Source organism: Terriglobia bacterium (genome assembly GCA_032252755.1).
In the GTDB taxonomy this organism is placed as follows: Bacteria; Acidobacteriota; Terriglobia; order Terriglobales; family Acidobacteriaceae; genus JAVUPY01.
The window spans coordinates 1-24,550 of the sequence record JAVUPY010000079.1 but is presented as its reverse complement, the minus strand read 5'-3'; the positions used below and the strand labels follow the sequence as shown (position 1 = coordinate 24,550).

At 56.5% G+C, this 24,550-nt stretch carries 21 protein-coding genes; 5 read left to right on the top strand and 16 right to left on the bottom strand.

The window, feature by feature from the left end:
* Positions 1-85: 85 nt before the first annotated feature.
* The 7 genes from ROO76_19770 to ROO76_19740 form a co-directional block, all read right to left on the bottom strand.
* Positions 86-1,372, bottom strand: a complete 1,287-nt coding sequence (locus tag ROO76_19770; GenBank protein MDT8070410.1) for an ABC transporter permease — start codon at positions 1,370-1,372, stop codon at positions 86-88.
* Positions 1,365-2,312 (bottom strand): ATP-binding cassette domain-containing protein, encoded by a 948-nt coding sequence (locus ROO76_19765; protein ID MDT8070409.1) that lies wholly within the window; start codon positions 2,310-2,312, stop codon positions 1,365-1,367. Before ROO76_19765 ends, ROO76_19770 begins: the two co-directional genes overlap by 8 nt.
* A 25-nt stretch (positions 2,313-2,337) precedes the next feature.
* Positions 2,338-3,048, bottom strand: coding sequence for a PilZ domain-containing protein (locus ROO76_19760; protein MDT8070408.1), 711 nt, complete (start codon positions 3,046-3,048; stop codon positions 2,338-2,340).
* Positions 3,049-3,201: 153 nt separating this feature from the next.
* Positions 3,202-4,440, bottom strand: a complete 1,239-nt coding sequence (fabF, locus tag ROO76_19755; protein MDT8070407.1) for a beta-ketoacyl-ACP synthase II — start codon at positions 4,438-4,440, stop codon at positions 3,202-3,204.
* Between the two features lie 3 nt (positions 4,441-4,443).
* Positions 4,444-4,686, bottom strand: a complete 243-nt coding sequence (acpP, locus tag ROO76_19750; protein ID MDT8070406.1) for an acyl carrier protein — start codon at positions 4,684-4,686, stop codon at positions 4,444-4,446.
* A 284-nt stretch (positions 4,687-4,970) separates the two neighbouring features.
* On the bottom strand, positions 4,971-5,753 hold the full coding sequence (locus tag ROO76_19745; GenBank protein MDT8070405.1) for a hypothetical protein: 783 nt from the start codon (positions 5,751-5,753) through the stop codon (positions 4,971-4,973).
* Positions 5,754-6,094: 341 nt separating this feature from the next.
* Entirely contained in the window at positions 6,095-6,517 is a 423-nt protein-coding gene (locus tag ROO76_19740; protein MDT8070404.1) for a hypothetical protein, read from the bottom strand.
* A 291-nt stretch (positions 6,518-6,808) separates the two neighbouring features.
* On the opposite strand from ROO76_19740, the gene ROO76_19735 reads away from it, so the two are divergent.
* A complete protein-coding gene (locus ROO76_19735; GenBank protein ID MDT8070403.1) occupies positions 6,809-8,773 on the top strand; it encodes a winged helix-turn-helix domain-containing protein in 1,965 nt (654 codons plus the stop codon).
* A 4-nt stretch (positions 8,774-8,777) separates the two neighbouring features.
* Here ROO76_19735 and ROO76_19730 read toward each other — a convergent pair whose 3' ends face one another.
* Positions 8,778-9,833 carry a phospholipase D-like domain-containing protein gene (locus ROO76_19730; GenBank protein ID MDT8070402.1) on the bottom strand — a complete coding sequence of 352 codons (1,056 nt, stop codon included), beginning with the start codon at positions 9,831-9,833 and terminating at the stop codon, positions 8,778-8,780.
* 209 nt (positions 9,834-10,042) lie between these two features.
* On the opposite strand from ROO76_19730, the gene ROO76_19725 reads away from it, so the two are divergent.
* On the top strand, positions 10,043-11,050 hold the full coding sequence (locus ROO76_19725; protein ID MDT8070401.1) for a hypothetical protein: 1,008 nt from the start codon (positions 10,043-10,045) through the stop codon (positions 11,048-11,050).
* On the opposite strand, the gene ROO76_19720 is transcribed toward ROO76_19725, so the two are convergent.
* Complete coding sequence (locus tag ROO76_19720) at positions 11,051-13,114, bottom strand: ABC transporter ATP-binding protein (protein MDT8070400.1); 2,064 nt, start codon at positions 13,112-13,114, stop codon at positions 11,051-11,053.
* A gap of 36 nt (positions 13,115-13,150) precedes the next feature.
* On the opposite strand from ROO76_19720, the gene ROO76_19715 reads away from it, so the two are divergent.
* Complete coding sequence (locus ROO76_19715; GenBank protein MDT8070399.1) at positions 13,151-13,546, top strand: hypothetical protein; 396 nt, start codon at positions 13,151-13,153, stop codon at positions 13,544-13,546.
* A 120-nt stretch (positions 13,547-13,666) separates the two neighbouring features.
* Entirely contained in the window at positions 13,667-14,533 is an 867-nt protein-coding gene (gene bla / locus ROO76_19710; GenBank protein MDT8070398.1) for a subclass B3 metallo-beta-lactamase, read from the top strand.
* A gap of 25 nt (positions 14,534-14,558) precedes the next feature.
* On the opposite strand, the gene ROO76_19705 is transcribed toward bla, so the two are convergent.
* From ROO76_19705 to ROO76_19690, 4 genes are all read right to left on the bottom strand, one after another.
* Positions 14,559-14,984 carry a hypothetical protein gene (locus ROO76_19705; protein MDT8070397.1) on the bottom strand — a complete coding sequence of 142 codons (426 nt, stop codon included), beginning with the start codon at positions 14,982-14,984 and terminating at the stop codon, positions 14,559-14,561.
* Positions 14,985-15,105: 121 nt separating this feature from the next.
* Positions 15,106-15,576, bottom strand: a complete 471-nt coding sequence (locus tag ROO76_19700) for a hypothetical protein (protein MDT8070396.1) — start codon at positions 15,574-15,576, stop codon at positions 15,106-15,108.
* A gap of 465 nt (positions 15,577-16,041) precedes the next feature.
* The gene (gene prxU / locus ROO76_19695; GenBank protein MDT8070395.1) at positions 16,042-16,758 is read right to left on the bottom strand and encodes a thioredoxin-dependent peroxiredoxin; all 717 of its coding nucleotides are present in this window, start codon (positions 16,756-16,758) and stop codon (positions 16,042-16,044) included.
* Between the two features lie 207 nt (positions 16,759-16,965).
* A complete protein-coding gene (locus ROO76_19690; protein MDT8070394.1) occupies positions 16,966-19,143 on the bottom strand; it encodes a prolyl oligopeptidase family serine peptidase in 2,178 nt (725 codons plus the stop codon).
* A gap of 196 nt (positions 19,144-19,339) precedes the next feature.
* Here ROO76_19690 and ROO76_19685 point away from each other — a divergent pair, with 196 nt between their 5' ends.
* Positions 19,340-20,263 (top strand): DUF4350 domain-containing protein, encoded by a 924-nt coding sequence (locus ROO76_19685; GenBank protein MDT8070393.1) that lies wholly within the window; start codon positions 19,340-19,342, stop codon positions 20,261-20,263.
* A 146-nt stretch (positions 20,264-20,409) separates the two neighbouring features.
* On the opposite strand, the gene ROO76_19680 is transcribed toward ROO76_19685, so the two are convergent.
* From ROO76_19680 to ROO76_19670, 3 genes are all read right to left on the bottom strand, one after another.
* Positions 20,410-21,174: a glucose 1-dehydrogenase gene (locus ROO76_19680; GenBank protein MDT8070392.1), complete on the bottom strand. Its 765-nt coding sequence runs from the start codon at positions 21,172-21,174 to the stop codon at positions 20,410-20,412.
* A gap of 367 nt (positions 21,175-21,541) precedes the next feature.
* Positions 21,542-22,258: a hypothetical protein gene (locus ROO76_19675; GenBank protein ID MDT8070391.1), complete on the bottom strand. Its 717-nt coding sequence runs from the start codon at positions 22,256-22,258 to the stop codon at positions 21,542-21,544.
* A gap of 50 nt (positions 22,259-22,308) precedes the next feature.
* Positions 22,309-24,550, bottom strand: a 2,242-nt coding sequence (locus ROO76_19670; protein ID MDT8070390.1) for an RHS repeat-associated core domain-containing protein, incomplete at its 5' end; no start/stop codon positions are given.

Here is a 24,550-nt window from a genome sequence, read left to right as displayed (position 1 = left end):
GATTCTAGGGAACGCACGGTGGGAACGCAAAGAACTACCCCGCCCAAGCTGAGCTTGGACGGGGCACCCGAACGGGAACCATTCCTCACGCGTACTTAATCCATTTCATGATTTCCGGCAGGGTTGGGCGCTTGCCGTACATGAGGATACCGACGCGATAAATACGGGCGCAGACCCAGATCATTCCCCAGATTGCGAGGATCTGCAGGGCGATGGACAAAAGGATCTGCCAGAGTGGCGGCATCTGCACCGCGACCCGGACGAACATGATGATCGGAGCGGTGAATGGGAAGATGGAGGTCCAAAAGGCGAGCGGAGTATTCGGGTCGCGAATGACGGCACTGGCAAATACGACGCACAGGATGAGCGGCATCATTACCGGCCACTGCAACTGCTGGGCTTCTTCTTCGGAATTGACCATGGCACCGACGGCCGCGTACATGCTGCTATAGAGAAAGTATCCCAGCAGGAAGAACACGGCGAGGCACACCAGCACGGCGGGTTGAATGCTGAGGTCCTTCATCACGGGTCCTGCAGCGGCTAACGCTGGCGTGCTGAAGATGACAAGTGTCGCCAGCCAGATCAAGATCTGTGTGATCCCGACCGCGCCAACTCCAATCAGTTTCCCCGCCATCATTTGAGTGGGCGTTGCGGCGGAGAGCATCACCTCCATGACGCGGGAGGTCTTCTCCTGCAGGACCGAGCGCATTACGGCCATGCCGTAGATGAGGACGGTCATATAGATGATGAACATCATCACATAGGGCAGGAAGAAGGCGGCGATGCCGACCGGCGGGCCCTCTTTACCGCTTTTATCCACGCTGGTGACGTCCATGTCGAGGCGCTTGAGAATGCCTTTGATCTGGTCCGGCGGAATTCCCTTTGCCGCAACTCGAAAGCGCATGACAGAGCGATTGACCGCGCCCTGCACGGTAGAGAAATCGGTGAAGTCGCTGGGATGGCTGGTGACGTAGACGAACTTGTTATCGGTAATCGCTTGATCGGTAAGCCAGACAAAGCCGTCGATCTTGTTTTTGGCAACCTGCGTCGTGAGTTCGTTGCGCGCGGCCTCATCTGTCGTCTGCTGCGCGTCCACGGCGAACTTTGGCGAGGTGTTTTCATCGCTGTTGGCACGCGACTTTGTCGGACGCTCGGGATTCTCCAACTGCGACTTGATCTCATTCGCGAGTTGCATGGTCGGTGCAGCGACGACGATGTGCCGGACAGCGTCGGACTTCATCATCATCAGCTTGCTCGGGACCACAACGACACCGGCGACGAAGATCGGCATCAGCACGGTAAAGAGGATGAAGGCACGGGTGCGAACCCTTTCAAGATACTCGCGTTTGACGATCAGCCAGACATTACGCATTGGTCACCCCCGCGGCTCCGTTTAATGCAGCACCGCCATTTTTCCCGGCGCTCACCACGTCAATGAAAATTTCCTCCAGTGAGGGCTCAACGAGTTCGAACTTGCTGATGCGTGCCTTATCCGCGGCGAGGCGGAGCAAGGATTGGGAATCGGCGCCAGGAGCCAGCTTCAACTCGATTCGGTTGCCTGAGTTGTGGAACGACTGCACGAGGTCCTTGCGTTCGAGGAAGGAGGTATCGCCGTCATACTCGATCTCGACAGAGGACTTGCCGTAGCTTGCCTTGACGGCACGGAGTTCGCCCTGGAGAACGGCGCGGCCGTGATTCACGAGCGTGATCTCGTCGCAGAGTTTCTCGACCTGGTCCATGCGGTGGGTCGAGAAGAGGATGGTCTTTCCGGCCTTGCGGAGCTCCAGCAGGATGTTTTCGAGGTCGCGCGCATTTGCGGGATCGAGGCCGGAGGAGAATTCGTCCATGATGACGAACTCGGGGTCGTGCAGGACCGAGGCGATGAATTGAACTTTCTGCTGCATTCCCTTGGAGAGTTCCTCGGCCTTCGCTTTTGCCCACTGCTGCAGATCGAGGCGCTCGAGCCATCGGGCGGCACGCTTGTCGGCCTCGACTCGCGAAATGCCCTTCAGTTGCGCGAAGAAACTGAGCAGTTCGCTGATTTTCATCCGCTTGTAGAGGCCGCGCTCTTCGGGAAGATAGCCGACGCGGTCGAGATGCGCCGTCCTGAAGCGTTCGCCAAACATCCAGACCTCGCCGCTGTCGGGCAAGGTGATACCGATCATCATGCGGATGGTGGTTGTCTTCCCGGCGCCGTTGGGACCTAACAGGCCGTAGACGCACCCTTGCGGGATGGAGAAACTAAGCGAGTCGACGGCAGTGAAGCTGTCATAGCGCTTGGTGATGCCGTGCAGTTCCAGGGTATTAGTCATAAGAAAGTGCCTGAGGAAACGTTCGTCATTCAATGTCCAGGTAGTCGTCGATCCAGGACTTCACGATTTCGCGGCCGGGGTCCTGTAATTCATAGCGAACGCCGGTTGCGCCGGAATCGGGGCGGATCCAGACGATGGTGCCGCGAATGGAGACTTCTTTTGCATTGGGCAAAGCGAACAGGACTTCAACGTTCTCGCCGAAATCGAATCCCGCGTGACTGTGCATGGAGAGTCCGCCGCCACTCACTTCGATCATTGTGGCGCGATGGATGGTGCCATTGGAGCGTACCCGGACCTCGGTGACGATGGGGATGCGAACGTAGCGACGCAGTTCGTGCAGAACGAGCAGGTGCGTGGCGCGAATGACGCGAAGCAGGTTCTGGCGATCGAGAGGATCATTGAAGGTGGCGTTCACGCCGTACTGCGAGAATTGCAATGCTTCCTGCATCGTTCCGCAAATTCCGTAAACCACCATGCGCTGCGTGTTGGTGCTGCTCCGAATATCGCCAAGCAACTGGCCCACGTTCGGAGCCCGCAGCGATAGCACGCAGGCCTCATACTTTTCACGCTTGAAGCGGACCGGCGCGTCTTCCGGACTGAACGCGTTCGTTTCGATTCCGAACTGCTTAAAACAATCGCCGATCAGTTTGGCGGCCGCGTCGCCCAGACCGATGAGGGCGACGTAGGCGTACGCCTTAGGACCACCCGATTTTTGCGGGGCTGGAACAGGAGCCATAGAAGGATTGCTGCAAGAAGCTGCGTCTGTATCGTAGCCCCATTGGGGATACGATACAAAGTACATCTGGGACTCAAATTGTAAATAAAAAGGAAGCACGGCCGCAGCCGTGCTTTCGATATAAGTTGCCGGGCAGCGCCCGGGGCTACGAGCTCACTCGGACCACCGGCGGAACAGGAGCGAGCCGTTGGTCCCGCCGAAGCCGAAGGAATTCGAGAGTGCGTACTCGAATTCCGCTTTGCGCGGGTGGTTGGGCACGAAATCCATTCCCTCGGTATCGGGGTCCTGGCTCTCGAGATTGACGGTTGGCGGCAGGGTTTGGTTCAACAGCGCCAGAACCGTGATGCCACCTTCCAGTCCGCCGGCGCCGCCAAGCAGGTGTCCGGTCATCGACTTGGTCGAACTGACGGGCACCTTGTAGTCGCCAAAGCAGCGGCGGATTGCCCTTGCCTCAAGCACATCTCCGACCGGGGTCGAGGTGCCGTGCGCGTTGACGTAGCCGACGTCGCTTGGCTTGATGCCGGCGTCGTTGATGGCATTGGTCATGACACGGAAACCGCCGTCGCCGTCTTCCGATGGCACGGTGATGTGATAGGCATCCGCGCTCATGCCGTACCCGACGATCTCGGCGAGGATTTTGGCGCCGCGGCGACGGGCGAACTCGAGTTCTTCCAGGATCAGAATGCCCGAGCCTTCGCCAACGATGAAGCCGTCGCGATCCTTATCCCATGGACGGCTGGCATGCTCTGGATCGTCGTTGCGCGTGGAAAGCGCGCGCATGGCGGCGAAACCGCCCACCCCCATCGGCGTGATCGCTCCTTCGGTGCCGCCAGCGATCATGACATCCGCATCGTTGCGCTGAATGATCTTGAAAGCGTCTCCGATGGAATGCGCGCTGGTCGTGCATGCGGTTGCAGTGGCTTCATTGGGCCCCTTGGCGCCGTAACGAATGCTGACGTGGCCGGCGGCAAGATTGATGATGGTTGCAGGAATGAAGAATGGGGAGATCTTGCGGGGGCCGCCTTCGAGCAACGCGCAGTGCTCGCGCTCGATGACGTCGAATCCGCCGATGCCGGATCCGATGTGAACGCCGACGCGAGTTGCGATTTCGGGCGTCACCTGCAGGCCGGACATCTTCATGGCTTCATCCGTCGCTGCCAGGGCAAGATGGATGAAGCGCCCCATTTTTTTCAGTTCTTTCTTTTCGACGAAGTTGAGAGGATCGAAATTCTTGACCTCCGCCGCTATCTGGCAAGCGAATGCGGAGGCGTCAAAATGCGTGATCCTGGCGATGCCGCTCTTACCGGCCAGCAGGCCCGACCAGACCTCTGGAACCGTATTCCCGACACCGCAGATCAGCCCGATCCCGGTAATGACCACCCGACGCGCCACTATTTACTTACCCTTCGCGTGCTTGTCGATGTAGTCAACCGCATCTTTGACGGTACGGATCTTCTCGGCATCCTCATCGGGGATTTCGATGTCGAAGGCCTCTTCGAACGCCATCACCAGTTCCACGGTGTCGAGCGAATCCGCGCCAAGATCGTCCACGAACGATGCGTTGGGCGTGACTTCGCCCTCGTCCACACCGAGTTGCTCAACGATAATCTGCTTTACTTTATCTTCTACAGAAGCCATCGATCTAACTCTCCTTACGTTTTGCGAAAACGAATTAGTCTTACGTGATGAATTACAGCAGTTGCAAGAGAGACAGGTCTCTCCTTGCGCTTGCGCAGCTCGGTTCAAGACCGCGTGACTGCTGCTCTAAGCCCGCATCATGCTAAATGGTCAGTACGGGCAGGTCAATGTTGCGCGACAGGAGAATCACAGGAGTGTGTGCGTTCTGACACACTGCAAAATGACGGATGAAACTAGCGCGAGCGGCGCGGAATGGCGCCGCTCGCGAAGCGGAAGCTCGAGTTCTATTTGTAGGTCGCGTTGGTCCGTAGAAGTTCGTCGCGATGAGCGGAGTACTCTGTCATCGAGCCAAATGCAGGCCCGGACAGAGCCTGCGCCTGTACCGCTGCGTGAATTGCCGCGTCAACCTTGTCGAGACCCTCGGCAGTGGCGGCAATGTAGACGATCGAGAACCCATCCGGTGAACTGGTATGGATCGCCTGGGTGTCGATTTCGTATTCGTGAATGGTGCCGTCTGCGAGCAATTTCTCAAGCAAAGGCGCTATGAGATTCTTGCTGAGCGTGTCAACGGCATTATCCGGAGCATCTTTCTTTAGCTTATAAAACGAGACTTTGGTATATCCGCCCTTGAATGATCCGGAGTGCCAGTTGTAGTAACGGCTTACCCAGAGGTTGTCCCAGTGCTTTGTGGAACTGGCCAGCACAGCATTGGTGGCTGCTCCAGTAGTGTAGAACTGCTCCAGAACATTGAGTACTCCTGCCATCGACATTGCAGACCACCAACTGTCGTGAGTGGAACCGTCAGGCGTGTGAATGAGCGTTTCGTCGTCGCCGAAGCCAACGATCGTCCCGCTGGCGAGGGCCTTCTGAAGTATTGGGAGGTCGGCGGCATTGTTCTTGGCCATGTCTCCCCACTGTGCACGCGGAATGACCCAGTTCGCGACGTAGGAATACATCGGCGGTTTTTCTTTGACTTGCGATGTCTGCGCGGCAGCTGGCATTGCCAAAATGGCGAACGTGGCGACGACGCAGACGACGGAGAAAACCTTCCCCACACATTTCTTCATTTCTTCTCTCCTGTTGGAACTTCGTACCCGGTACTTTCACTGACTGCGAGATAGAGAGCGTCGTGCCGAAACTGAGGGCGCGGCAGCTCGTTCAGGTGACTACGGAGTAGTCCGAATTGTCAGGTACATCTCCAAAGAATGCGAGGACAGAAAGACACCCTGTTGTTCTGGTAATGGATAGAACTATGGGGACCTTGGGGAACGCCCCACAGAAAAGAATATGAAGAAATTGGGGTTCGTGAATATTACACCCCGATTTCATGGTTGAACAGAAAAGAAGGGCGAGGCTGCGGAAAAAACAAAGGCCCGGCCAGGCGGCCGGGCTCGGGGTTGGTTTTCGACTACCGATAGACACGTGCCACGAGAGTTACTTCCTCAGGCAGAGCCTTGGCGGAGAGTTCACGCTCCGTGTGTATCTGCGGCAATTCCTGAATCATGCTTCCCGGCATTGCAACTCGAACCAGGAAGAACGACTTGCCGTAATAGGAGTGGAAGATCAGGCGGGGGTTCGCGCCGCGGACATCGCGGTCTTCCGGATAGCTGAGAATCGTGATGACGTCGCCACTAGTGCGATTCTGGATCACGAGTCTGTCGCTGTTTCCGTAGTAGGCGATCCGGTATTCTCCAGCGGGCATACGGTCGTTCCCAACGAAGAAATCAAAGGGAACATTTGCAGTGATAAAGGTGCCCGCCTGCGCATAGAGACTCGGAGCAGCAAGCAACATAACCGCGATTGCAACCGCAATCAAAGCCAAGCGTTTCATAACAACCTCCTCGAGAGTGGCCCGGCTACCTGCTCCGGGACTCCTTCGTTACGCGAGAAGAGATAGCCCAAGCCAGCGACAAAAGTCCTCACGGAGTAATCGAGAATTCCTAAGTTCGTGCGGGTACGCCTGGACAACGATAGCCATTTGTTTTCAGAGTCTTAGCGGGATTTCTCAGGAAGTCATCAGGATGGGATCTGGTTAACTGCTTACAGCCCTGACTTTCTAACGTCGAAATCACAGAGGAATTCGTATCAGTAGGTAGATAATTCGGCGCGGTTGAAGTCTGGGATGGACGCGATGCAAAACGGATTTTCGGGAATTACACCCAAACCGCTGTCGCAGTCGGACTTTCTGATCGAGGATTGGCTGATTCAGCCCAGCCTTAACCTTATTGTCTGTGGTTCAACAATAAGCCACCTCGAACCGAAGGCGATGCAGGTGCTCGTGTTCCTGGCCGAGCACCAAGGCGAAGTCCTCAGTAAAGACACGTTACTGAAATCGGTGTGGCCCGACACGTTCGTCTCCGAGCAGGTTCTTACAAATGCCATCTGGCAAATACGCCAGGGCTTCGGTGAGAAGAACAAAGCGTTCATCCAGACGGTGCCGAAGAATGGATACCGGTTGAACGCTGCGGTGCTGCCTAACTGGTCGGAATTCCAGGTTGGATATGAGCGGGCGCTGTTTGAGATCGAGCAACCGAAGCCAGAGCCTGAACTTCCCGAGAAGCCACAGCCCTCTCCGGAGAAAGAACCACCTGCCTGGAAGAGGAAGCTGTTTGTGTTTTCAACAACGGCGGTAATGGCCGTACTGGCAGGGGCAGCCGTGTTTCACACATTTGTGAGAGTTCCCACGGCAAAAAACACCACGATTGCCGTGTTGCCGTTTAAGAACGCCAGCGGCGACCCGCAGGAAGAGTATCTCAGCGACGGAATGACTGAGGAGTTGATCCAGCAGATCGGAAACCTGCAACCACAACAGCTGGGAGTAATCGCCCGTACTTCGGCGATGAGCTACAAGAACTCGTCTAAACGGATTGACGAAATTGGGCGAGAATTGAATGCCGACTACATCCTTGACGGCAGCCTTCGACGAGATGGCAACAAGGTGCGCGTGACGGCGAACCTGGTGGACGTGAAATCGCAGCGGCAGTTGTGGGGCCAAACCTATGTGCAGGACGGGAAAGACATCCTCCTGTTGCAGAGCGACATTGCAGCTTCCATTGCCAACCAGATTGATTTACGGCTGACTCCACAACAGAAGGCGAAGCTTGCAAGTCCACGGGAGGCGAATCCGGCAGCCCGCGACGAGTACCTGCGCGGAATATACCTGATGGGGAAATTCGACAAGGAAGGAGTGGAGGGCGCCATCGAGCACTTCAAACGGGCAGTTGAGTTGGATCCTCAATATGCGCAAGCACACGTGGGGCTGGCAGACGCTTACTTTGTGTTGGGTCAGCCGCTGCGGTTCGTTGCCGGAGTTCCCCCGATGGAGAACCTCGCCAAGTCGAAGGCTGAGGCTACGATCGCGACCCAGTTGGACAACAATCTTGCAGGTGCACACAGTCTGCTGGGAATTGCCAAGCTGTACCACGACTGGGATTGGAAGGGAGCGGAATCGGAATTTCAGAAGGCCCTGGAACTGGATGCTAACTCCACTTCGGCACATCTTTACTACGCGTTGTTCCTGACTTGCTCAGGGCGCCACCAGCAAGCTGCGCCTCATATCCGACGCGCCCTGGAGTTGGATCCGCTGAGGCTGCCGCTGGTTACGCTGGCAGGCGAACTCTACGCGGACGCCAGAAACTACGACGCGGCGTTCGCGCAGGTACAAAAAGTCCTGGAACTGGATAGCAATTTTGAATATGCGCTGAACGTGAAGACGGGCCTTTTGATGTATACGGGCAGAGGGGCGGAGGCGCTGGACTTCATAGAACAAGAGATGAAACGAAGGAATGCGACAGCGGAAGAATTGTCTCAGCTACGTGCGGCTTTTTCGAAGTCGGGAATGCGAGGACTGTACCAGGTTATGGTAGAGCGCATCGCAGGTAATCCGGACCCCCTCAAGGAGATACCTCGAGCGTTGTATTATGCACGGCTCGGAGACGCCGATAAAGCCATGGAGTCGCTGGAGAAAGCGTACGCGATGCACGATGGCGCACTTCTTTTCCTGCGCGTGCATCCCGCCTTCGCGGGAATGCAGGGAGATCCACGATTTGAAGATTTGGCCCGGCGGGTTGGGATACCGAAGGGATGAGGGGTTAGCTCGCGACTTCATCCGCGAGTTCGCGGACGGTTTCTGCAGTCGCTTCCTCTACTTTTTTGCCCACGACATCTCTGACCGCGGCCTTTACCTTGGTTTCGATCTGCTTCGCCGGCACTCGACCGGCTCCGTTCTTTTTAATCGCTTTTACAACTTTTTTCACGACCGGATCCACGGCGAGGTTTTCCGCGACTGCTTTCGCAACCTTCTTGGCAGCTTTCTCGACCGGGAGTTTCCTGGCTTCCTGTTCTTGCGATTCGAGCCCTTCAGAGGCTTTCCAGTCTTCACGAAATTCGCGGCGCAGGGTTTTGACAATCTTGGCGTCGCGGAAGATGAGTCCGATTTCACGGCGGGCATCGAGTTCCTGGGTGCGCAGGCTTTGGCTGCCGAGAAAAGCGTCCTTGCGGTCGCGGATGATGACGCGCGCGTGCAGGCGCATGCGTCCCAACTGGCGAACGTTGATGCCGCGTGCGCTTGAGCTTCCGATGACGCAAACCTCGACTCCGGCTTCGAGGCGCTGCCGCAAAAGCCCGATCATGGAGCGGTCGCCGATTTTAGGGTCGTAAATGAGCAACTGCTTCTTTGCGCCTTTGATGAATGCCGCGAGTTCCTTGCGGGCGTTCAAGGGGCTGACCAGGAATTTCGGGCTGCCGGCCTCGTAAGACTGGCGTTGAGAGTCGGCTTCGAAGAGATTAATGGCCTGCTGGACGAGTTTACGGTTGCGCGTGACGAGGCCGAAGCTGCGACTGTGGTCGATATCGAGATGGGTGAAGTTAAACGCCAGCAGGTAGAGGTCGTGGCGATCGACAATCATCATCTTGCCGTGATAGCGGATGAGATCGCCGGCGGTACGCGCAACCGTAATGCCCTTGGCGAGGAAGTGAGTTTCGAGTTTGCGCAGGTTCTTTTCGCCGCCACGATTCGTGAACGCGATTAAGGCGCGGACGGCGACTCCGCGCTCGACGGCATCGACGAGCGCGCGTTCGATGGCGTCGTGATCGAATCGAAAAATGACGATATCGATACATTTCCTGGCCTTCTTGATGGCCTTCACAAGCGGGTCTACGCCGTCGCCGGGTTGTATGAACAGACGCAGAAGTTTCTCCTCAATGCGCTCTGGTTATGATGCAAAGTGGCGGGCCCGAGGCAACACCCGCCGGCAACAAAGGCATTCCAATAGCCAGGACATTGTTGCAGTCGTCCCCAAAGATGCCTCTCCGCAACCGCACCTGGAGAGGACAAATTCCTTCAGGTATGCATCGGATGCGATTTCCACGGACCCTTGCACTCGCTATCGCGCTAAGTATCTCGGCCGCAACCCCGGCCCTCGCACAGAAACAGGCCTCCGCAAATGCAACCGCGGTCGTCTGGATAGACCCCGGGAATATCCGGGGGAAGAACCTCTACTACGGGATCGGCGGGAGGCAGGATGTACCGAAGGGCCCGTTCACGTACCTGAAGGAAGACCAGGGCGGCACCAGTCCGAAATTTAGTGTTCGCGATGCGACGGGTGAGAAGTGGAAAGCGAAGCTGGGGCCGGAGTCGCAAGCGGAGGTCGTGGCGTCACGCCTGCTGTGGGCAGTCGGGTATTCGGCGAACGAGGACTACTACATCCCGGAGATACCATTGCCGGGAAGCCACAAGCGCCAGCACCGCGGGAAAGAGTTCATCAGCAAGGAAGATGTGGCTCACGGGGTACGCCTGCAGCGGACGCCGGCCGATGAGAAGAAACTGAAAGGATGGAGTTGGCGGAAGAACCCGGTGAAGGGCACACGCGAATTCAACGGCCTTCGCGTGATGATGGCGCTGCTGAGCAACTGGGACCTGAAGGAAGATAACAACGCCATCTACGAGGAGAAGCGCGATCCTTCACGGGAGATTTTGGGCGTGACGGACGTTGGCGCTTCGTTTGGCACTTCGGGAAAGAGTTACAGCGAGGCGGCATCAAAAAACAATCTAGAAGCGTATCGAAAGCACAAGTTCATTTCGAAGGTCACACCGGATTACGTGGATTTCAACTTCCCTACGCATCCTTCTTTCATCTACTACTTTCCGCTGTTCGAGTTTCCATTTGTCTGGCAGGAGTGGCGGCATCGCTGGGTAGGACGGCACATTCCGCGCGACGACGTGCGTTGGATCGCTTCACTACTTTCGCAGCTTTCGCCCAACCAGATTCGGGATGCGTTTCGAGCGGCGGGGTACACGCCGGCACAGGTGGACGCATTTTCAGCGGCGGTTGAAGATCGCATTGCGCAGATCGCAAAACTCTGATCAAGCCAACTTGAATTGCAGGTCGTGAAGTTCGCAATAGAGGCCGCGTTGACGCATCAGCTCAATGTGCGTGCCGCGCTCGACAATCTCCCCTTCGTTGATCACGAAGATCACATCGGCGTTCTGAATAGTCGAGAGGCGGTGTGCGATGACGATGGTCGTGCGGCCTTTCATCAGGCGATCGAGAGCTTCGAAAACCTGCTTCTCGGAACTGGAGTCGAGGCCAGAACTGGGCTCGTCGAGAATGAGGATGGGTGCGTTGCGGATGACAGCTCGGGCAATGGCGATGCGCTGCCGCTGGCCGCCGGAAACTGTCATTCCGCGCTCGCCGAGAACCGTGTCGTAGCCATCGGGCATCTTCTCGATAAACTCGGCGGCATTGGCCATCTCGGCTGCACGGACAATCTCATTGCGGGTGGCGCCTGGCTTGCCGTAGGCGATGTTCTGCCAGATGGGCGCGCGGAAAAGCGTCGTGTCCTGAAGCACAAAGCTGATCTGTTCGCGCAACGACTTCTGACGGAATTGACGGACATCCGTTCCGTCGATTTTTATGACTCCGGAGACGGGCTCGTAGAAGCGTGCAATCAAGCTGATGATGCTGGTCTTCCCTGCCCCGGTGGGGCCGATGAGGGCTGCAAGCTGGCCGGGCATGATGTTCAGGCTGACGTCGTTGAGCACAAGATCGTCTTTGCCATAGCCAAACGAGACATGGTCGAATTCGATTTCACCGCGGAAGCGCGGTGCGCGACGGGCGCCGCGAACGTCCTTCACCGTGTCCTCAACCTCGAGCACTTCCTGCACTCGCTCGTATCCGACGGCTGCCTTGGTGTAGGTGTCCGTGAGTTTGGAAAGCTCCTGCATCGGCTTGTACATTTTGCCGAGATACAGAATGAAAACGACGAGCGAACCGGCGCTTAGCGTGCCTGCGAGTACATAGTGGGCGCCAAACCAGAGCACCATGCATGTTCCTACCGCGACGACAACATTGACGATCGGGTTCAGCTTGGCTTTCAGGCTGCGTGCGCGCAAGGCGATCTCAACCTGCTCGATGCTCTGTTCCTCGAGGCGCTTCACTTCGTAGTCTTCACGCGCGAAAGCTTTTACGACGCGCATGGCCGAGAGCACTTCTTCTACATCGGACGCGATTTCACCCTCCTTGCGACGCACGGCACGCGAGGCCTTCTTGATGCGACGCGTGTAAATGAAAACGATAAGGAAGAGCACAGGCGCAACGGAAAGTGCGATCAGCGTGAAGCGCCAGTTGAGGTAAAACATCACCCCGATCATTCCGACGAGCGTGAGAACGTTGATGAAGAGGCCGAGCAAGCCGGAGGTGATGAAAGTTTGGATAGCGTCGATGTCGTCGGTGACGCGGGTAATGAGGTCGCCGGTGCGCTTCTGGTCGTGAAAGGCGAGCGAGAGGCGCTGGATATGCGAGTAGATGGTGCGGCGCAGGTCGTAGGTGATCCACTGACCGACGCTGGTGGTGAGGTACTTCTCGGTATAGGTGCAGATGGCGTCGAGCACAGCGATGGCCAGAACGGCGGCACAGGCAAATTCCAGGATTGCCAATTTGCCGTTGCCGACAATGGATTCGATCCAGCGCATAAACCCCGGATGACTGCCCTTGGAGCGCAGCACATCATCGAGGACGATCTTGAGAGGCCAGGGTTGCAGCAGATTGGCTGCGGATTCGCCCGCAACGGCCAGCAGTCCGACGGAGAGAGCGGCCCAGTGCGGCTTTAGAAGGCTACGGATAGAGAGATGACGGCTGTGGCGGCGCGGAATCTTCTTCGCCTTCTCCTGCACGCGGGCGTCGATAGTTTCCGCCTGCGGTTCGGAGCCAAGAGCGGGTTGCGGCGCCGATCGCTTCAGGTTCACTGGCACTAAGATGCGGGTTTCAGAGTCACGGGTGGGTTGGCGCGCCGGAGTTGCTGAGATCCCGATCCGGGGTTTGACGGCCAAAACAGGCCTATTACGGAAGGTCGTCGTGTCCTGGAGCATGTACTTTCGGCTGGCAATCTGAGCGGTAACTGCACCTTCGGCAGGGCTGAAACATGGCATTTCCGATGTACCGTGTGGCCGGGAAGGAGTTCCCAGATGAAGATTGCACCGAAGTCGGAGAAAGTGGCTCGGCCGTCACAAGGGACAATGTTGTATTGCGAAAATGATGCCGCTGTCCTGGCGGCCCAGTCGAAGACTTTTGAACGGGCTGGGTATGCTGTGGAATGCATTCAGGGCCGGGCAGCCGCCGAGCAGGCGCTTCGCAAGGGTAGCTACGACGTCGTTGTCCTGGGACACACGCTGACGAAGGATGACCGCCATCACCTGCCATACCTGGCGAAGAAGTCGAGTGGACATCCGCAGGTCATGGTTCTTCACGCTAGCGGCAAGCATCCGGCAGTCGACGTAGCGCTCGATTCGCGAGATGGCGAGAAGGCCGTGCTCGCGGCTCTGAATTCGCTGGCGCAGGAAAGAATGCTGGCGGCGAGCTAATTGAACGAACATCGGGCGACGCGAAAGCACTTCACGTCGCTCCTTGGCTTTCTTGTCGCTTTTCCATTTGCCCGTTCTTCCTGTACACTCCTCTAGCTCTCAGGATTTCTCCCGTCCAACATGAAGTCCGTCCTCTGCGTGGTCACGCTTCTGTTGTCCATCTCCATGTTCGGCCAATCGAATCCGGAGTGGCGCTCGTGGAATCAACCGGTCGAACCGTTTCGAATCATTGGGAACATCTATTACGTTGGAGCCAGCGACGTAACATCATTCCTGATCACTAGCCCTCAAGGCCACATGCTGCTGGACGGGGGCTTCCCGGAAACCGCACCTATGATTCGCGACAACATCCGTAAACTCGGATTCAGGCTCGGTGATGTGAAATACCTGATCAATAGCCACGCGCATTTCGATCACGCCGCCGGACTTGCGCAACTGAAGCAATGGACTGGAGCACAGTTCGTCGCGAGCCGAGAAGATGGTGCACTGATCGCTCGCGGGGAACGGGGCGATTTTGCATGGGGCGACAAGCTGACGTTTCCGCCACTACAACCCGACAGGATCATCGGAGACGGCGAGAGCGTCTCAACAGGCAGCGTAACCATGATCGCGCACCTCACACCCGGACACACGAAGGGCTGCACCACCTGGACTACCGAAGCCGAGGAAAACGGTCGCCGGTACAACGTGGTATTCCTCTGCAGTACGAGTGTGCCCGGCTACAAGCTTGTCAACAACCCGAACTATCCAAACATTGTCCGGGACTACCGACACACGTTCGCTTACTTGAGAACTCTTCCCGCCGATGTATTCCTTGCGTCGCATGGTTCCTTCTTCCACCTGACGCAGAAACGTGATGCGCTCGCGGTTCACCCGAAACAGAATCCGTTTATCGTTCCCGGCGAATTCCAAGCCTATGTCGAGCGATCGCAGCGCGAGTTCGAGGAAGAGTTAAAGAAGCAACAGCAGGCCAGGCGATCCCAGTGATTTCTCGCCGGATACGCAACTCGGGTCAGGCGGAACGCGCGGTATTCCAGACGACGCTGAGGATCCACCAGCGTACTCCGTCGTTGAATAGTTGTACGCTGTTCACGCCGGACTCGAACGGAGTACCGTTCGGATCGCGGAACGAGTCGTAATAGCTGAGCACGTGCGCGACCCGTCCGAAAGTTTCGCATTCACGCCTTGATTCGCGTTCCCAGAAATTTTCAACGGCGAAGATCGGCTCAACGCGGCGGATGTAATCCTCTGGACTGAGGAGACGCGCGCGAGCGGGCTGCCCTTCTATGGATACGACGGGCGTCAAATGCGCTCCCGGATGGTAGATCGCGCGCAAACGCTCCCAATCGCGTGGTTGACCCGCGGGTCCGGATAAAACGTCGTACATTGCGTGGATGATTGCGTCGATGGTGGAGAAATCGGAAGAACTGGCGTTCATGGTTGGCTCCCGAGCACTCCATGATAAATACCGGAGTACGCCAAAACCAGCGCCTATCTACTGAACGCCAATTCATCTTTACTGATTAGGTTTTTACTGAGGCGGCAGCTGGAAACGATTTTCAATGGGGATCGGACGAGGAGCCGCTTGGATTCGGATGGGGGTCCCAGCGATGTTTCAGTGCGGGGTCGGGTAGTGCCGGTGGTGGAGCGAGTGGATCGAGGGTGGCTTTCATGTACTCGTCGGCGCTGGTTTCGTAGCAGGGCAGAGGGATACGTCGGCGATCAAGGTCCTCCTCGGGGACATGGCTGGCATAGATTAGAGGCTCGTGACGGGTCGTCAGGTCGCGCGCTGTGAGATCCGCGACGGTTTGATCACAATTCGGGTCGCGCGTGGCGCTGAGTTGGTGAACCACCGAGTAGTCGAATCCCGATTCCGACAAGCGCGGCTGGTACGGAAGGAATGTGAAGACCAACTTGATGAGGCTCCACTCCTCGCCAGCGATCTTTCTTTCGGCAACGAAGACCTCATGGCTCGAGAAGAAAGAAGACCGCGGATCTGAGAGCGCAATGGCAACGAGACGCACTCGCATCGGAGTTTCCCTGGGAGGGTCAGGCCAGCGTAGCTGTCCATACGCCGGACTGCTAATCAACGCAAAGCAGGTCGCGACCAGAATAATAAGGGCTGCAGTCCGTTTCTTCATCCAACGCAATTACGCTCCGCTCGCTGGCGCCCGTGCATCACCATTCAGCATCGTGTGCAACCAGAGTTTCTTTTGTGAGTAGGCCATTGGTCCGGAATCTTTTAGAGAAGCCGCAGAGCTGCGGATGGTTGCCCGGATGACGTGAGAGCGGAGTCACAAAAGGCTTACCCTCCGGGTTAAACGGCTGTAAGAAAGCATTGAGGAGTAACGTTCCCTATCATTTACTTTGGGTGGGGTGATGAGCCGGCCGCGGATATCAGCGACCACAAAGGAAAGCAAAGAAACTGGGAAGGCGAGAGTCGCACGCGGGTGGCGCTCTCTCGCCATTGTATACGCCTCTGACCCTTCAGATCTCTATTCGTTCGGCTTCCAAACTTCCCAGACCTTGCCCACCAGTTCGGGGCCAACTTTGAGCGTCGGCTTTCCGGGCTCCCAGCCTGCCGGACAGGCCTCAGCACCTTGGGTCTTGCGTACAAGCTGGAAAGCCTGGATTTGTCGAATCGCTTCGGCAACTTTGCGGCCGACTGGAGGGGTGAGAAATTCAATCGCCTGGATCACGCCATCCGGGTCGATAAGGAAGCGGCCACGAACATCGACTCCGCCAGCCTCATCGAAAACACCATAGACGGATCCAATTTTGCCACCAGCGTCGGAGAGCATCGGGAACGGGAAGCCCCCGTCGATCATCTTGCAGAGTTCTTCTTCCTGCCAGATTTTGTGTACGAAGCGGCTGTCCGTGCTGCATGCGAGCACTTGCACGCCCAACTTCCTGAAGTCACCAGCCTTGTCTGCGACCGCAGACAGTTCGGTCGGTCAAACAAAGGTGAAATCGCCTGGATAGAAGCAGAGGAGTATCCACTTTCCGTGATAGTCAGACAGCTTTACGTTCTTGAACTCGCCCTTGTGAAAGGCCGCTGCCTCGAAATCGGGCGCCTGCTTTCCAACTGTAACACTCATCTTCTTCTCCTCTCCAGTGCTGGTTGCTTGCCCCGCGTTCTCCGCTGGCTTCGGAATCAGCGGGCCCGCGGCCGGTGCAATGCACCCGACTACTTTCTTCTTGTCTTGAGTCATTGGTCCGCCTCACTTCTATAGTTGTCAGTACCTGGTTGTGAGCCAGCATTCTTGCGGAACGGTCAAATGACTGTAAGTGACATAGCTCACGTGCGTTTGTGGCTAAGGAGAGCTTGGTGGTCTGTAAAGGGCTACTCACCATGAGTAGCCCTGTCACATCGCGAGCATTTCAGCCTAACCGCTCACCCGTCTGTTCTGTCACGACCACTAATTCGGCACTCCGATCTTCTCGCCCTTTACCAGCACGCGATTGAAGAAATCCGCGCCGGCCGAATAGGCGTGCATCCAACTGCCCCATTTCAGGAAGTCGTGGATTTCGTCGGGAAAGACCAGGTACTCGAACGGGATGTGATGATCGCGCAACAGTTGTGCCAGGTCCACGGTCTGCGTGAAAGGCACGTTGCGATCGTCATCGCCCTGGATGAGAAGCACCGGGCTGGTCCACTTGTCGATCGTGGAATTAGGAGACGACTCCCACGCCAGCTTTTGCGCCTGCTCGAGGTCTGGCGCGTTATCGCCAAGGGTGGGGTTCCACATGCGCTCTTCAGGCCACCAGTCGTGGACGCCGTGAAGGTCCACGCCGGCCTTGAACAAGTCGGAATTACGCGACAAACCCATGGCCGTGAGATATCCGCCGTAGGAACCGCCCCAGAGTCCAATCTTATTCTTGTCGACGTAGGGCAGAGATTGCAGGTAACGTCCACCGGCGAGCACATCCTGGTACTCCATTCCGCCGCGCATGCCCGTGTGCGGCGCCTCGCGGAAGGCGCGTCCGTACATGATGCCGGTGCGGTAGTTGACGCTCAGAACGACATAACCGAGCGAGCACAGATACTGGTTCTCGGCGTAGGCGTTCGAATAGTAGTTCATGTTGTGGAAGCCGAGCATCATCTGGCGACGTGAGCCGCCGTGCGTAAAGATGATTCCTGGCATGCCCTGTTTCTTCTCGCGCGGAATGAAGAGTTGGCCGTGGATTTCAAGGCCGTCGGTCGATTTGAAAATCACTTGCTGCGGCGTGACCAGTTGTGAGCCCGGCCAGTCTGCGGGGATGGCTTCACGCGCGATCATTTGCGGACCCGACTTGCCGAGATACATCGGCATGCCGACCTGCGTCGCGCTGGATTGGAAGAACACAAGTGTGCCATCGCTCATCTGTAGCGGCGACCACTCGATCTTCTCGCCTCGCGTGACCGCCTCGGGTGTGCCGCCGGTGATGGGCACCCGCCATATGTGGCGGCGGTCGATGTCATTCTGGTTCGAGGTGTAGATCAGTGTTTTTTGATCTTGGCTCTCGGCGATATCTTCGACATCGAAATCGCCAGGCGTAAGCAGCGTCGGCTGACCACCAGTGACGGCAATCGAATAGAGGTGACCACGTCCATCCATTTCGCTGGCGAAGGTAATGCGATCGCCTGCGAAATGGAACGCATCGTCCTCGATCATTCCCGGCAGACTGCCGTTCAGATCGGTGCTGCTGTGCCAGATCTCTTTCGCCGCGCCGGTATCGGGATCGCCGACCCAGATCGACCATGGATTGCTGCGCTCCGGAATAAGCGGCACGCGCTGCTCGGCGCCATGCAACCTGATGTAGGCGATGCGGTTGCCACCAGGCGACCAGCGGGCCAAGCGGTCGCGGTCCGGCGCCGGGGCCATGTATTGGACTTTGTCGCTGCCCAGGGTATAGATGGCGATAAAGCTGTGATCGCCGCGCGAACTGGTGAATGCGATTCGCCGCGAATCAGGCGACCAGTGCGGGTCGTAATTGTTGCCGCGAAGGTAGGCCAGTTGCTTCGCCGGGCCGTTCGCGGCGACTTTATCTGATTGTGCGGCAGCGTCGGGATTGGAAGTTTGCGCGCTCGCTCCGGCCGCGATCGGCGCCAGCCAAAGGTTTTTGCGCGCCGCCCAGACGGCCCACTTGCCATCGGGAGAAATCTGGATGTCTTCGCACCCCTCATCGTCGCAGTTCATCAAGCCGAGCAGACGGGGAGTGCTGTTCCCGTCGACATCAACGGCCCAAACCTGCTGCTCCGGCTTGACAGTGAAGTGCTGCGGGGCTGCGACCTCACCCTGGTGGTTGGTCTCACTGCCGCGGGCATACACGACGGTCTTGCCGTCGGGCGTGAGCCGGAGACTGGCGATGGGCACACCATCGACGTCATAGTGCGTGACCGGCCGCGCCTTGAAATCGGGCGCGTCGGCAATCCAGACGTTGCGCACTCCCTTGGCGTTGAAGACCCATGCCATGCGCCCGCTGTCCTTGGCGACAGAAAGGTTGTCAGGGAAAGGCGCGCTCATCACCTGTTCAAGGTTGAACTTCTGCTGCGCGAAACAGGCAATCGACAGGAATGCGAATACGAAGAGGCAAAAGATTTTTAACGATTTCATGGTGGGCGAAAAAGATAGCAAAGCTACTCGGAACTCGGCAATCGGATTGAACCCTCGCGCTGAATTGATGAATTGGTCGGCCTTAGCAGACGATTTTAGAGCTCTCCCGCTTTTCGGCTTGCGAAGCCACTCAGAATAGTTCAATTTGAAGCACGGAGTTTGACATTAGCCACCAAGTCCGCCGGAGGTGGTTTTTATGAAGTATCGCGGCGTATTCCTAATCGCGTTCGTCCTGCTTATAGCTAGCTGTGCAGTCGCACAGCAGCTTCCTGATCTAAGTTACAAGCCTCCCATCCCTAAACCTGCTTATGCGCAGAACCAGGGGCCCCGCGTGGTAATCGATGGCGGACATCATAACTTCCACACTGTCGATGAAAGGTATAAGCCGTTCGCCGAGCTACTTCGGCGCGATGGGTACCGCGTCACGGGCAGTGACGCGTCCTTCACCGCAAATTCTCTGAACTCGGCCGATGTGCTGGTCATCGCCAACGCACTGAACGAGATTAATGCCGAAGGCGAATGGGCACTCCCAACGCCTCCGGCCTTCACTTCGGCGGAGATCGTTGAGGTAAAGAAATATGTGGAGAACGGTGGAGCATTGTTCCTGATCGTCGACCACATGCCGTTTCCTGGCGCTGCAGGCGACCTTGCCCGCGCTTTCGGAGTCGAGTTCAGCAACGGCTTCGCGATGCCGCGCGACGGAAAGAATGCGGGCCCGATTACTTTTACACCGGAGACAGGACTGAAACCCGGTCCATGGACCGAAGGACGTTCCCCCGAGGAGAAAGTCGATTCCGTGGTGACATTCACAGGTTCGGCGTTCTATCCGGGCCCGAACGTAGAACCAGTCCTCGTCTTCCCGGAGGGATACGTCTCGGCGACGCCGGAAGTCGCATGGCAATTTACGCCGGAGACTCCGAGGATTCCGATCACCGGGTGGTGCCAGGGCGCCGTGGTGAAAGTCGGAAAGGGACGAGTGGCCGTGTTTGGTGAGGCAGCCATGTTCACCGCGCAAGTCGCCGGACCACAGAAACGTAAGATGGGCATGAACTCGGAGATCGCAAAGCAGAATTATCAGTTTTTGCTCAACATCATGCACTGGCTGACAAACGCTAAGTGATGGGGGAAGTCGGCAGGTGGCGCCAAAGTAAGGAGGTTGTGGTGAGAAGATCGACACCCAGAGTAGCGAACAATCCCTTGAGCCGTGCTATTTTGCTCGCCGCTGTCGGCTTAAAATCCTTTTCTTAAACCACTCCGCTCAGAGTGTCAACGGATTGCATAGCCACCGTCGACGCGAATCGTGGCGCCGGTAACAAAGTCCGAAGCTCGCGAGGCCAAGTACACAGCTGTTCCGGCTATCTCTTCCGGTTGACCCCATCGACCGGCGGGGGTACGCGCAAGAATCTCGTCGTTCAACGGCATCGTATGTACGGGCGCCGTCATTTCTGTTTCGATCCACCCGGGAGCGATGGCATTGACTTGAATGTTGTGAGGAGCGAGTTCAATCGCCATTGACTTGGTCAATTGGACGATCGCTCCTTTTGCCGCGCTGTAAGAGGGGATGAGCCCAGACCCAAAGAACGAATACATGCTGCCAATGTTGATGATCTTTCCACGTTTACGACCCAGCATCGATCTCGCGGCAAGCTTCGAAAGTAGGAAGACCGCATTGAGTTGAGTCTCGATAACGCTGTCCCAATCTTCAGGCTTTTCCTGCAACACCCCACCGCTCAGCGACACGTTGCCTGCATTGTTCACCAGGATGTCGACGCCACCGAGTTCGCTCTCGACCTTGTTCATGGCCGGCTCCAGGCTGGCGCGGTTGGTCACATCAACCCTGACTGCGATCGACGGAACACCGATTGCCTTCACTTCAGAAAGCACTCGCTGGTTCTTTTCGTCGTTTCGTCCAAGGACTGCGACCGCAGCTCCGGCTTCAGCCAATCCGAGCGCAATTGCCCGGCCAATTCCGCCGTTACCGCCGGTCACGACAGCCACCCGATTGGTTAGGTCAAACAACGAATGCGGCATAAAGCACTCTCCATCTTTATATCTGGACGACCGATTCGACGACAGGGAGGACGGGATATTAGGGCCTGGATCCGCGAATGACGGGCTAAGAATGGAATCTGGATGTCCGCGAATACTACACCTTGTCCTGAAGCCGCGCAATTCACAGGCCTAGATTGTGAGAGTTCCAACCACAAGAAAGGGAATTGTGAGTTTCTGAAGCGCAAGGTGATTGGTCGGCCTGGGATTTGGAACAAGCAAGAGGATTGGTCGGCCCTAGAGGACGATTTTAGAACTCTTGTAATGTCTAGTTTGATTCCGAGTGATTCTAGAGTAACCGGTGCGCAAATAATCAGGTGCGTCTTCTGATTCCTTTCGCTCACACATCTCAGGGTCGTACCGCACGGATGTAAATTAAAAAAATCGCCAAAATCCATGCAGAAGCGAGGCAAAACCACATGAGCACGCGTTTCGGTCCTAGGTGCAGCAAGGTCCACAAGCGTCTAGACCCTATGGCTAGCGACCCCAGCGCGATAAATCCACAGGGAACCGCGATTCTCGCGTCTCCAAACCAGATTAAACCACTCCAACTGAGAACCGCAATAGCAGACAGCGCAACATTGCTCAATGGAATTTCTGCGGGGACGGACAGAGGATGGCGTCTGGCAAGTTCGGCACGAATCTTTTCGTACCCTGAAATATTCTTTGGTATCGCGATCTTCTTACGGGTGGGGCCACCGTAGATAACCAGCCATCTAAGTTCCTCTCGCAATGTATCAATTTCAGAAAATGCGATCGTCACATCCGGCCATCCTTTTCTTCTTCGGGTGATTCCTTCCTCGTCCAGCGCAAACACCATCTGCCGCTCCGCAATACGTAAGGCTTCACCGGATGCCAGGATAGAGGCGGCGACAACCGCCGCTAGGAGAGTAAAGACGAATAAGAAACGGAGAGCAGAATGGGAGCTGAGGTACCCAGAAATTCCGAGACAGAAGAGCAATACAGTTATCGCAAACAGTAGGGCCACTAATCCCCACGATAACAGTCGACGGCTCAATTCTCGTTCCTTGTTCAAAAGATTTCTATCTACTCTGAATTCTGGCACCACTTCGTCCTCCCCCCCCAAAATACCCTGACTATAAGCACCGTTCGGAATCAGAAGCACTTGTCTGCGACCATGAACCCACTCTGTCCCAGCAGAACTAATCCAGGAGCACCAATAGGGCCGATATGAGCTATCGTGCCGAGTCCTTCAACACCTTCGTATAGCTCTGGTCCAAGATAGAATGAAGCCACAATCGCACCAACAGTAATCGCAGTCCCCACAGCCCCGACCGCAAGTCCGCCTAGCGCCTCACTGCAGCCGGGCTTCTGCCAAAAGTGCTCGGGTTGCGGGGTGGCGCTGTGCTGCTGCCCGTTGGTCCCTGGTGTTCGACCGTTTTTTGTGGCGTTCCCATAGTTCGAAGGGCCCGTCAGATCTATCGTGTAGCTCTGGGTAAACGCGATCGGAGCAAGTCCATAGCTATCGTAGCCTTCGAACAAGTTAATAGATTGCCCTACGTTTCCATTTGCGTAATATGTCGTAATGTCGATATAGAAGGCGGGCGTACTCATGAGGTATTGCAGTTCAGCCGAATGTATCAGCCCAAGAGGAGACATGAGAACGCCTGCATAGCCTGGCTGCCAGTTCCAAGGGACTCCGCTAACGCCTGTATTTCCCCAGCCGTCTACCCCTGTCCCTGCACCGCAATCGCCGCTTGCGTCGCAGAAGCCACCACCACCGCCGCCGCCACCACCACCACTTTCACAACCAGTGCCATCCTCGCCCGTCTGGTCCTGTGGGCAGGTATAGCCCATCTGTAATCCATAAGGATCAGTAAAGCTCATGGGATTATTCGACACATACGCATATCGGTTCCAGGTCTGCGGATTTGCCGGATTCACGACACCGAGCCCGCCGGGGTCGGGGGAGATCCACCTTCCTTGTATCTGACCCAGCCGTCGGAACATGAAATCGTAAAGACCTGAGGTTGTGTCTTGCTGTTGCCCCGTGAAGTTCTGATCGTTGCTCCCAGCACCGGCATACTGTTCTCCATAAGGCGCGTAAGCCGAACTGGAGTACATTGTTTGGGACGTCGTTGATGCAAACCGCGAACTACCTAGCCAGTCCGAATGGCGGTAGTAAGTGAGCCCAGAAGCGGTGTAGACCGCTGTACCTGAAGGCAAAGCAACGAAGGATTTCTGCATCGTCTGCCCGTTCATTAAAGCCAGTTTTTCGCTCCCTAACCCGTAAACGGTCTGTGTAAACGTTCCGGAGTTGTTTACCTCAACCATACGCCCCAACGCATCGTAGCTTGCAGTCACGGTATCAATGCCTATCTGCTTGCCTTCCGCATCCCAAGAATAAGTGTGGTTTGTCCCGTCATTGATTGTCTTCAGATTGCCATTCGCATCGTAGCTCTGAGAGTAGCCGCCGCCGTTGATCTGATTCGTCAAGTTGCTGTAGGTCGGTGTAAAACTTTGTGTTCCTGTTTTGCTGATGTTGCCAAAGGGATCAAACCCGAAACTTTGGTTCCAAATGGAGCCGCAATTCGCAGTCGCAAGGCGTGAAAGGTCATCGTGCGTGTAGTTACAGGTCTGATCGTTAGCGGCATTAAAAGGATCAGTGATGGTAAGAGAACCGAGCGATCCGTTCGGATTCCAGCCCAGGTTGCCGATCACGTTCTGCGGAGTCGCGCCGATAGCGAACTTATATTGCGTCATGCGGTCTGTGTTGGAGTCGTATGTGTACTGGTCACTGTCTCCAGAACCCAGGGTTACGTTTGTCACTTGGCTCGCATAGTTATAGCTTGTAGCTGAGACGGGATTCTGTCCGGACGATGCGCCGACTGTTGACACGCGGCCCTCTCCGTCGGCACCGTAGGTGATCGTCGGCAGTCCCGACAGATTTGTACTTAGTTGGTTGAGCGCTCCATTTGCCCAGTACGAGCCGCTTACGTGGTACCAGCCGCCACTATTCGTGGTCCATTCATAGGTGTCAGTGACCTCACCTCGGACAGAATAGCTGAACCCGAGGTCAGTAATCTTGGTCGCCGGAGAGCACGATGTACACGTGTAGGCTTCGGCCAAGCGATTCTTCGGATTTGCCATTGCCGTACCATTGATCGTCGCGCTGTCGTAGATGTAGTACTTGGACGGCGTGACGCTCGCATATTGGCCACTTGGGTAATTAACGTAGGTGAGGCGATGCAGAGCGTCGTATCGGGCATGATTGAGTCGGTGGCCGTGGAAGCGACGATGCAGTTGGAGTTTCGACGGGCACGAAGGCAAGGTGGTATGGTTTTCCGCATCGGGAACGGGAGCAGGCGATTTGCTCACGAGCGATGCGGTGCGGGGT

Coding starts and splice junctions, on each gene's coding strand:
- ROO76_19770 (MDT8070410.1), bottom strand. CDS start 1,372: ATGCGTAATGTCTGGCTGATCGTCAAACGCGAGTATCTTGAAAGGGTT.
- ROO76_19765 (MDT8070409.1), bottom strand. CDS start 2,312: ATGACTAATACCCTGGAACTGCACGGCATCACCAAGCGCTATGACAGC.
- ROO76_19760 (MDT8070408.1), bottom strand. CDS start 3,048: ATGGCTCCTGTTCCAGCCCCGCAAAAATCGGGTGGTCCTAAGGCGTAC.
- acpP (MDT8070406.1), bottom strand. CDS start 4,686: ATGGCTTCTGTAGAAGATAAAGTAAAGCAGATTATCGTTGAGCAACTC.
- ROO76_19745 (MDT8070405.1), bottom strand. CDS start 5,753: ATGAAGAAATGTGTGGGGAAGGTTTTCTCCGTCGTCTGCGTCGTCGCC.
- ROO76_19740 (MDT8070404.1), bottom strand. CDS start 6,517: ATGAAACGCTTGGCTTTGATTGCGGTTGCAATCGCGGTTATGTTGCTT.
- ROO76_19735 (MDT8070403.1), top strand. CDS start 6,809: ATGGACGCGATGCAAAACGGATTTTCGGGAATTACACCCAAACCGCTG.
- ROO76_19725 (MDT8070401.1), top strand. CDS start 10,043: ATGCGATTTCCACGGACCCTTGCACTCGCTATCGCGCTAAGTATCTCG.
- ROO76_19720 (MDT8070400.1), bottom strand. CDS start 13,114: ATGCCATGTTTCAGCCCTGCCGAAGGTGCAGTTACCGCTCAGATTGCC.
- ROO76_19715 (MDT8070399.1), top strand. CDS start 13,151: ATGAAGATTGCACCGAAGTCGGAGAAAGTGGCTCGGCCGTCACAAGGG.
- bla (MDT8070398.1), top strand. CDS start 13,667: ATGAAGTCCGTCCTCTGCGTGGTCACGCTTCTGTTGTCCATCTCCATG.
- ROO76_19705 (MDT8070397.1), bottom strand. CDS start 14,984: ATGAACGCCAGTTCTTCCGATTTCTCCACCATCGACGCAATCATCCAC.
- ROO76_19700 (MDT8070396.1), bottom strand. CDS start 15,576: ATGCGAGTGCGTCTCGTTGCCATTGCGCTCTCAGATCCGCGGTCTTCT.
- ROO76_19690 (MDT8070394.1), bottom strand. CDS start 19,143: ATGAAATCGTTAAAAATCTTTTGCCTCTTCGTATTCGCATTCCTGTCG.
- ROO76_19685 (MDT8070393.1), top strand. CDS start 19,340: ATGAAGTATCGCGGCGTATTCCTAATCGCGTTCGTCCTGCTTATAGCT.
- ROO76_19680 (MDT8070392.1), bottom strand. CDS start 21,174: ATGCCGCATTCGTTGTTTGACCTAACCAATCGGGTGGCTGTCGTGACC.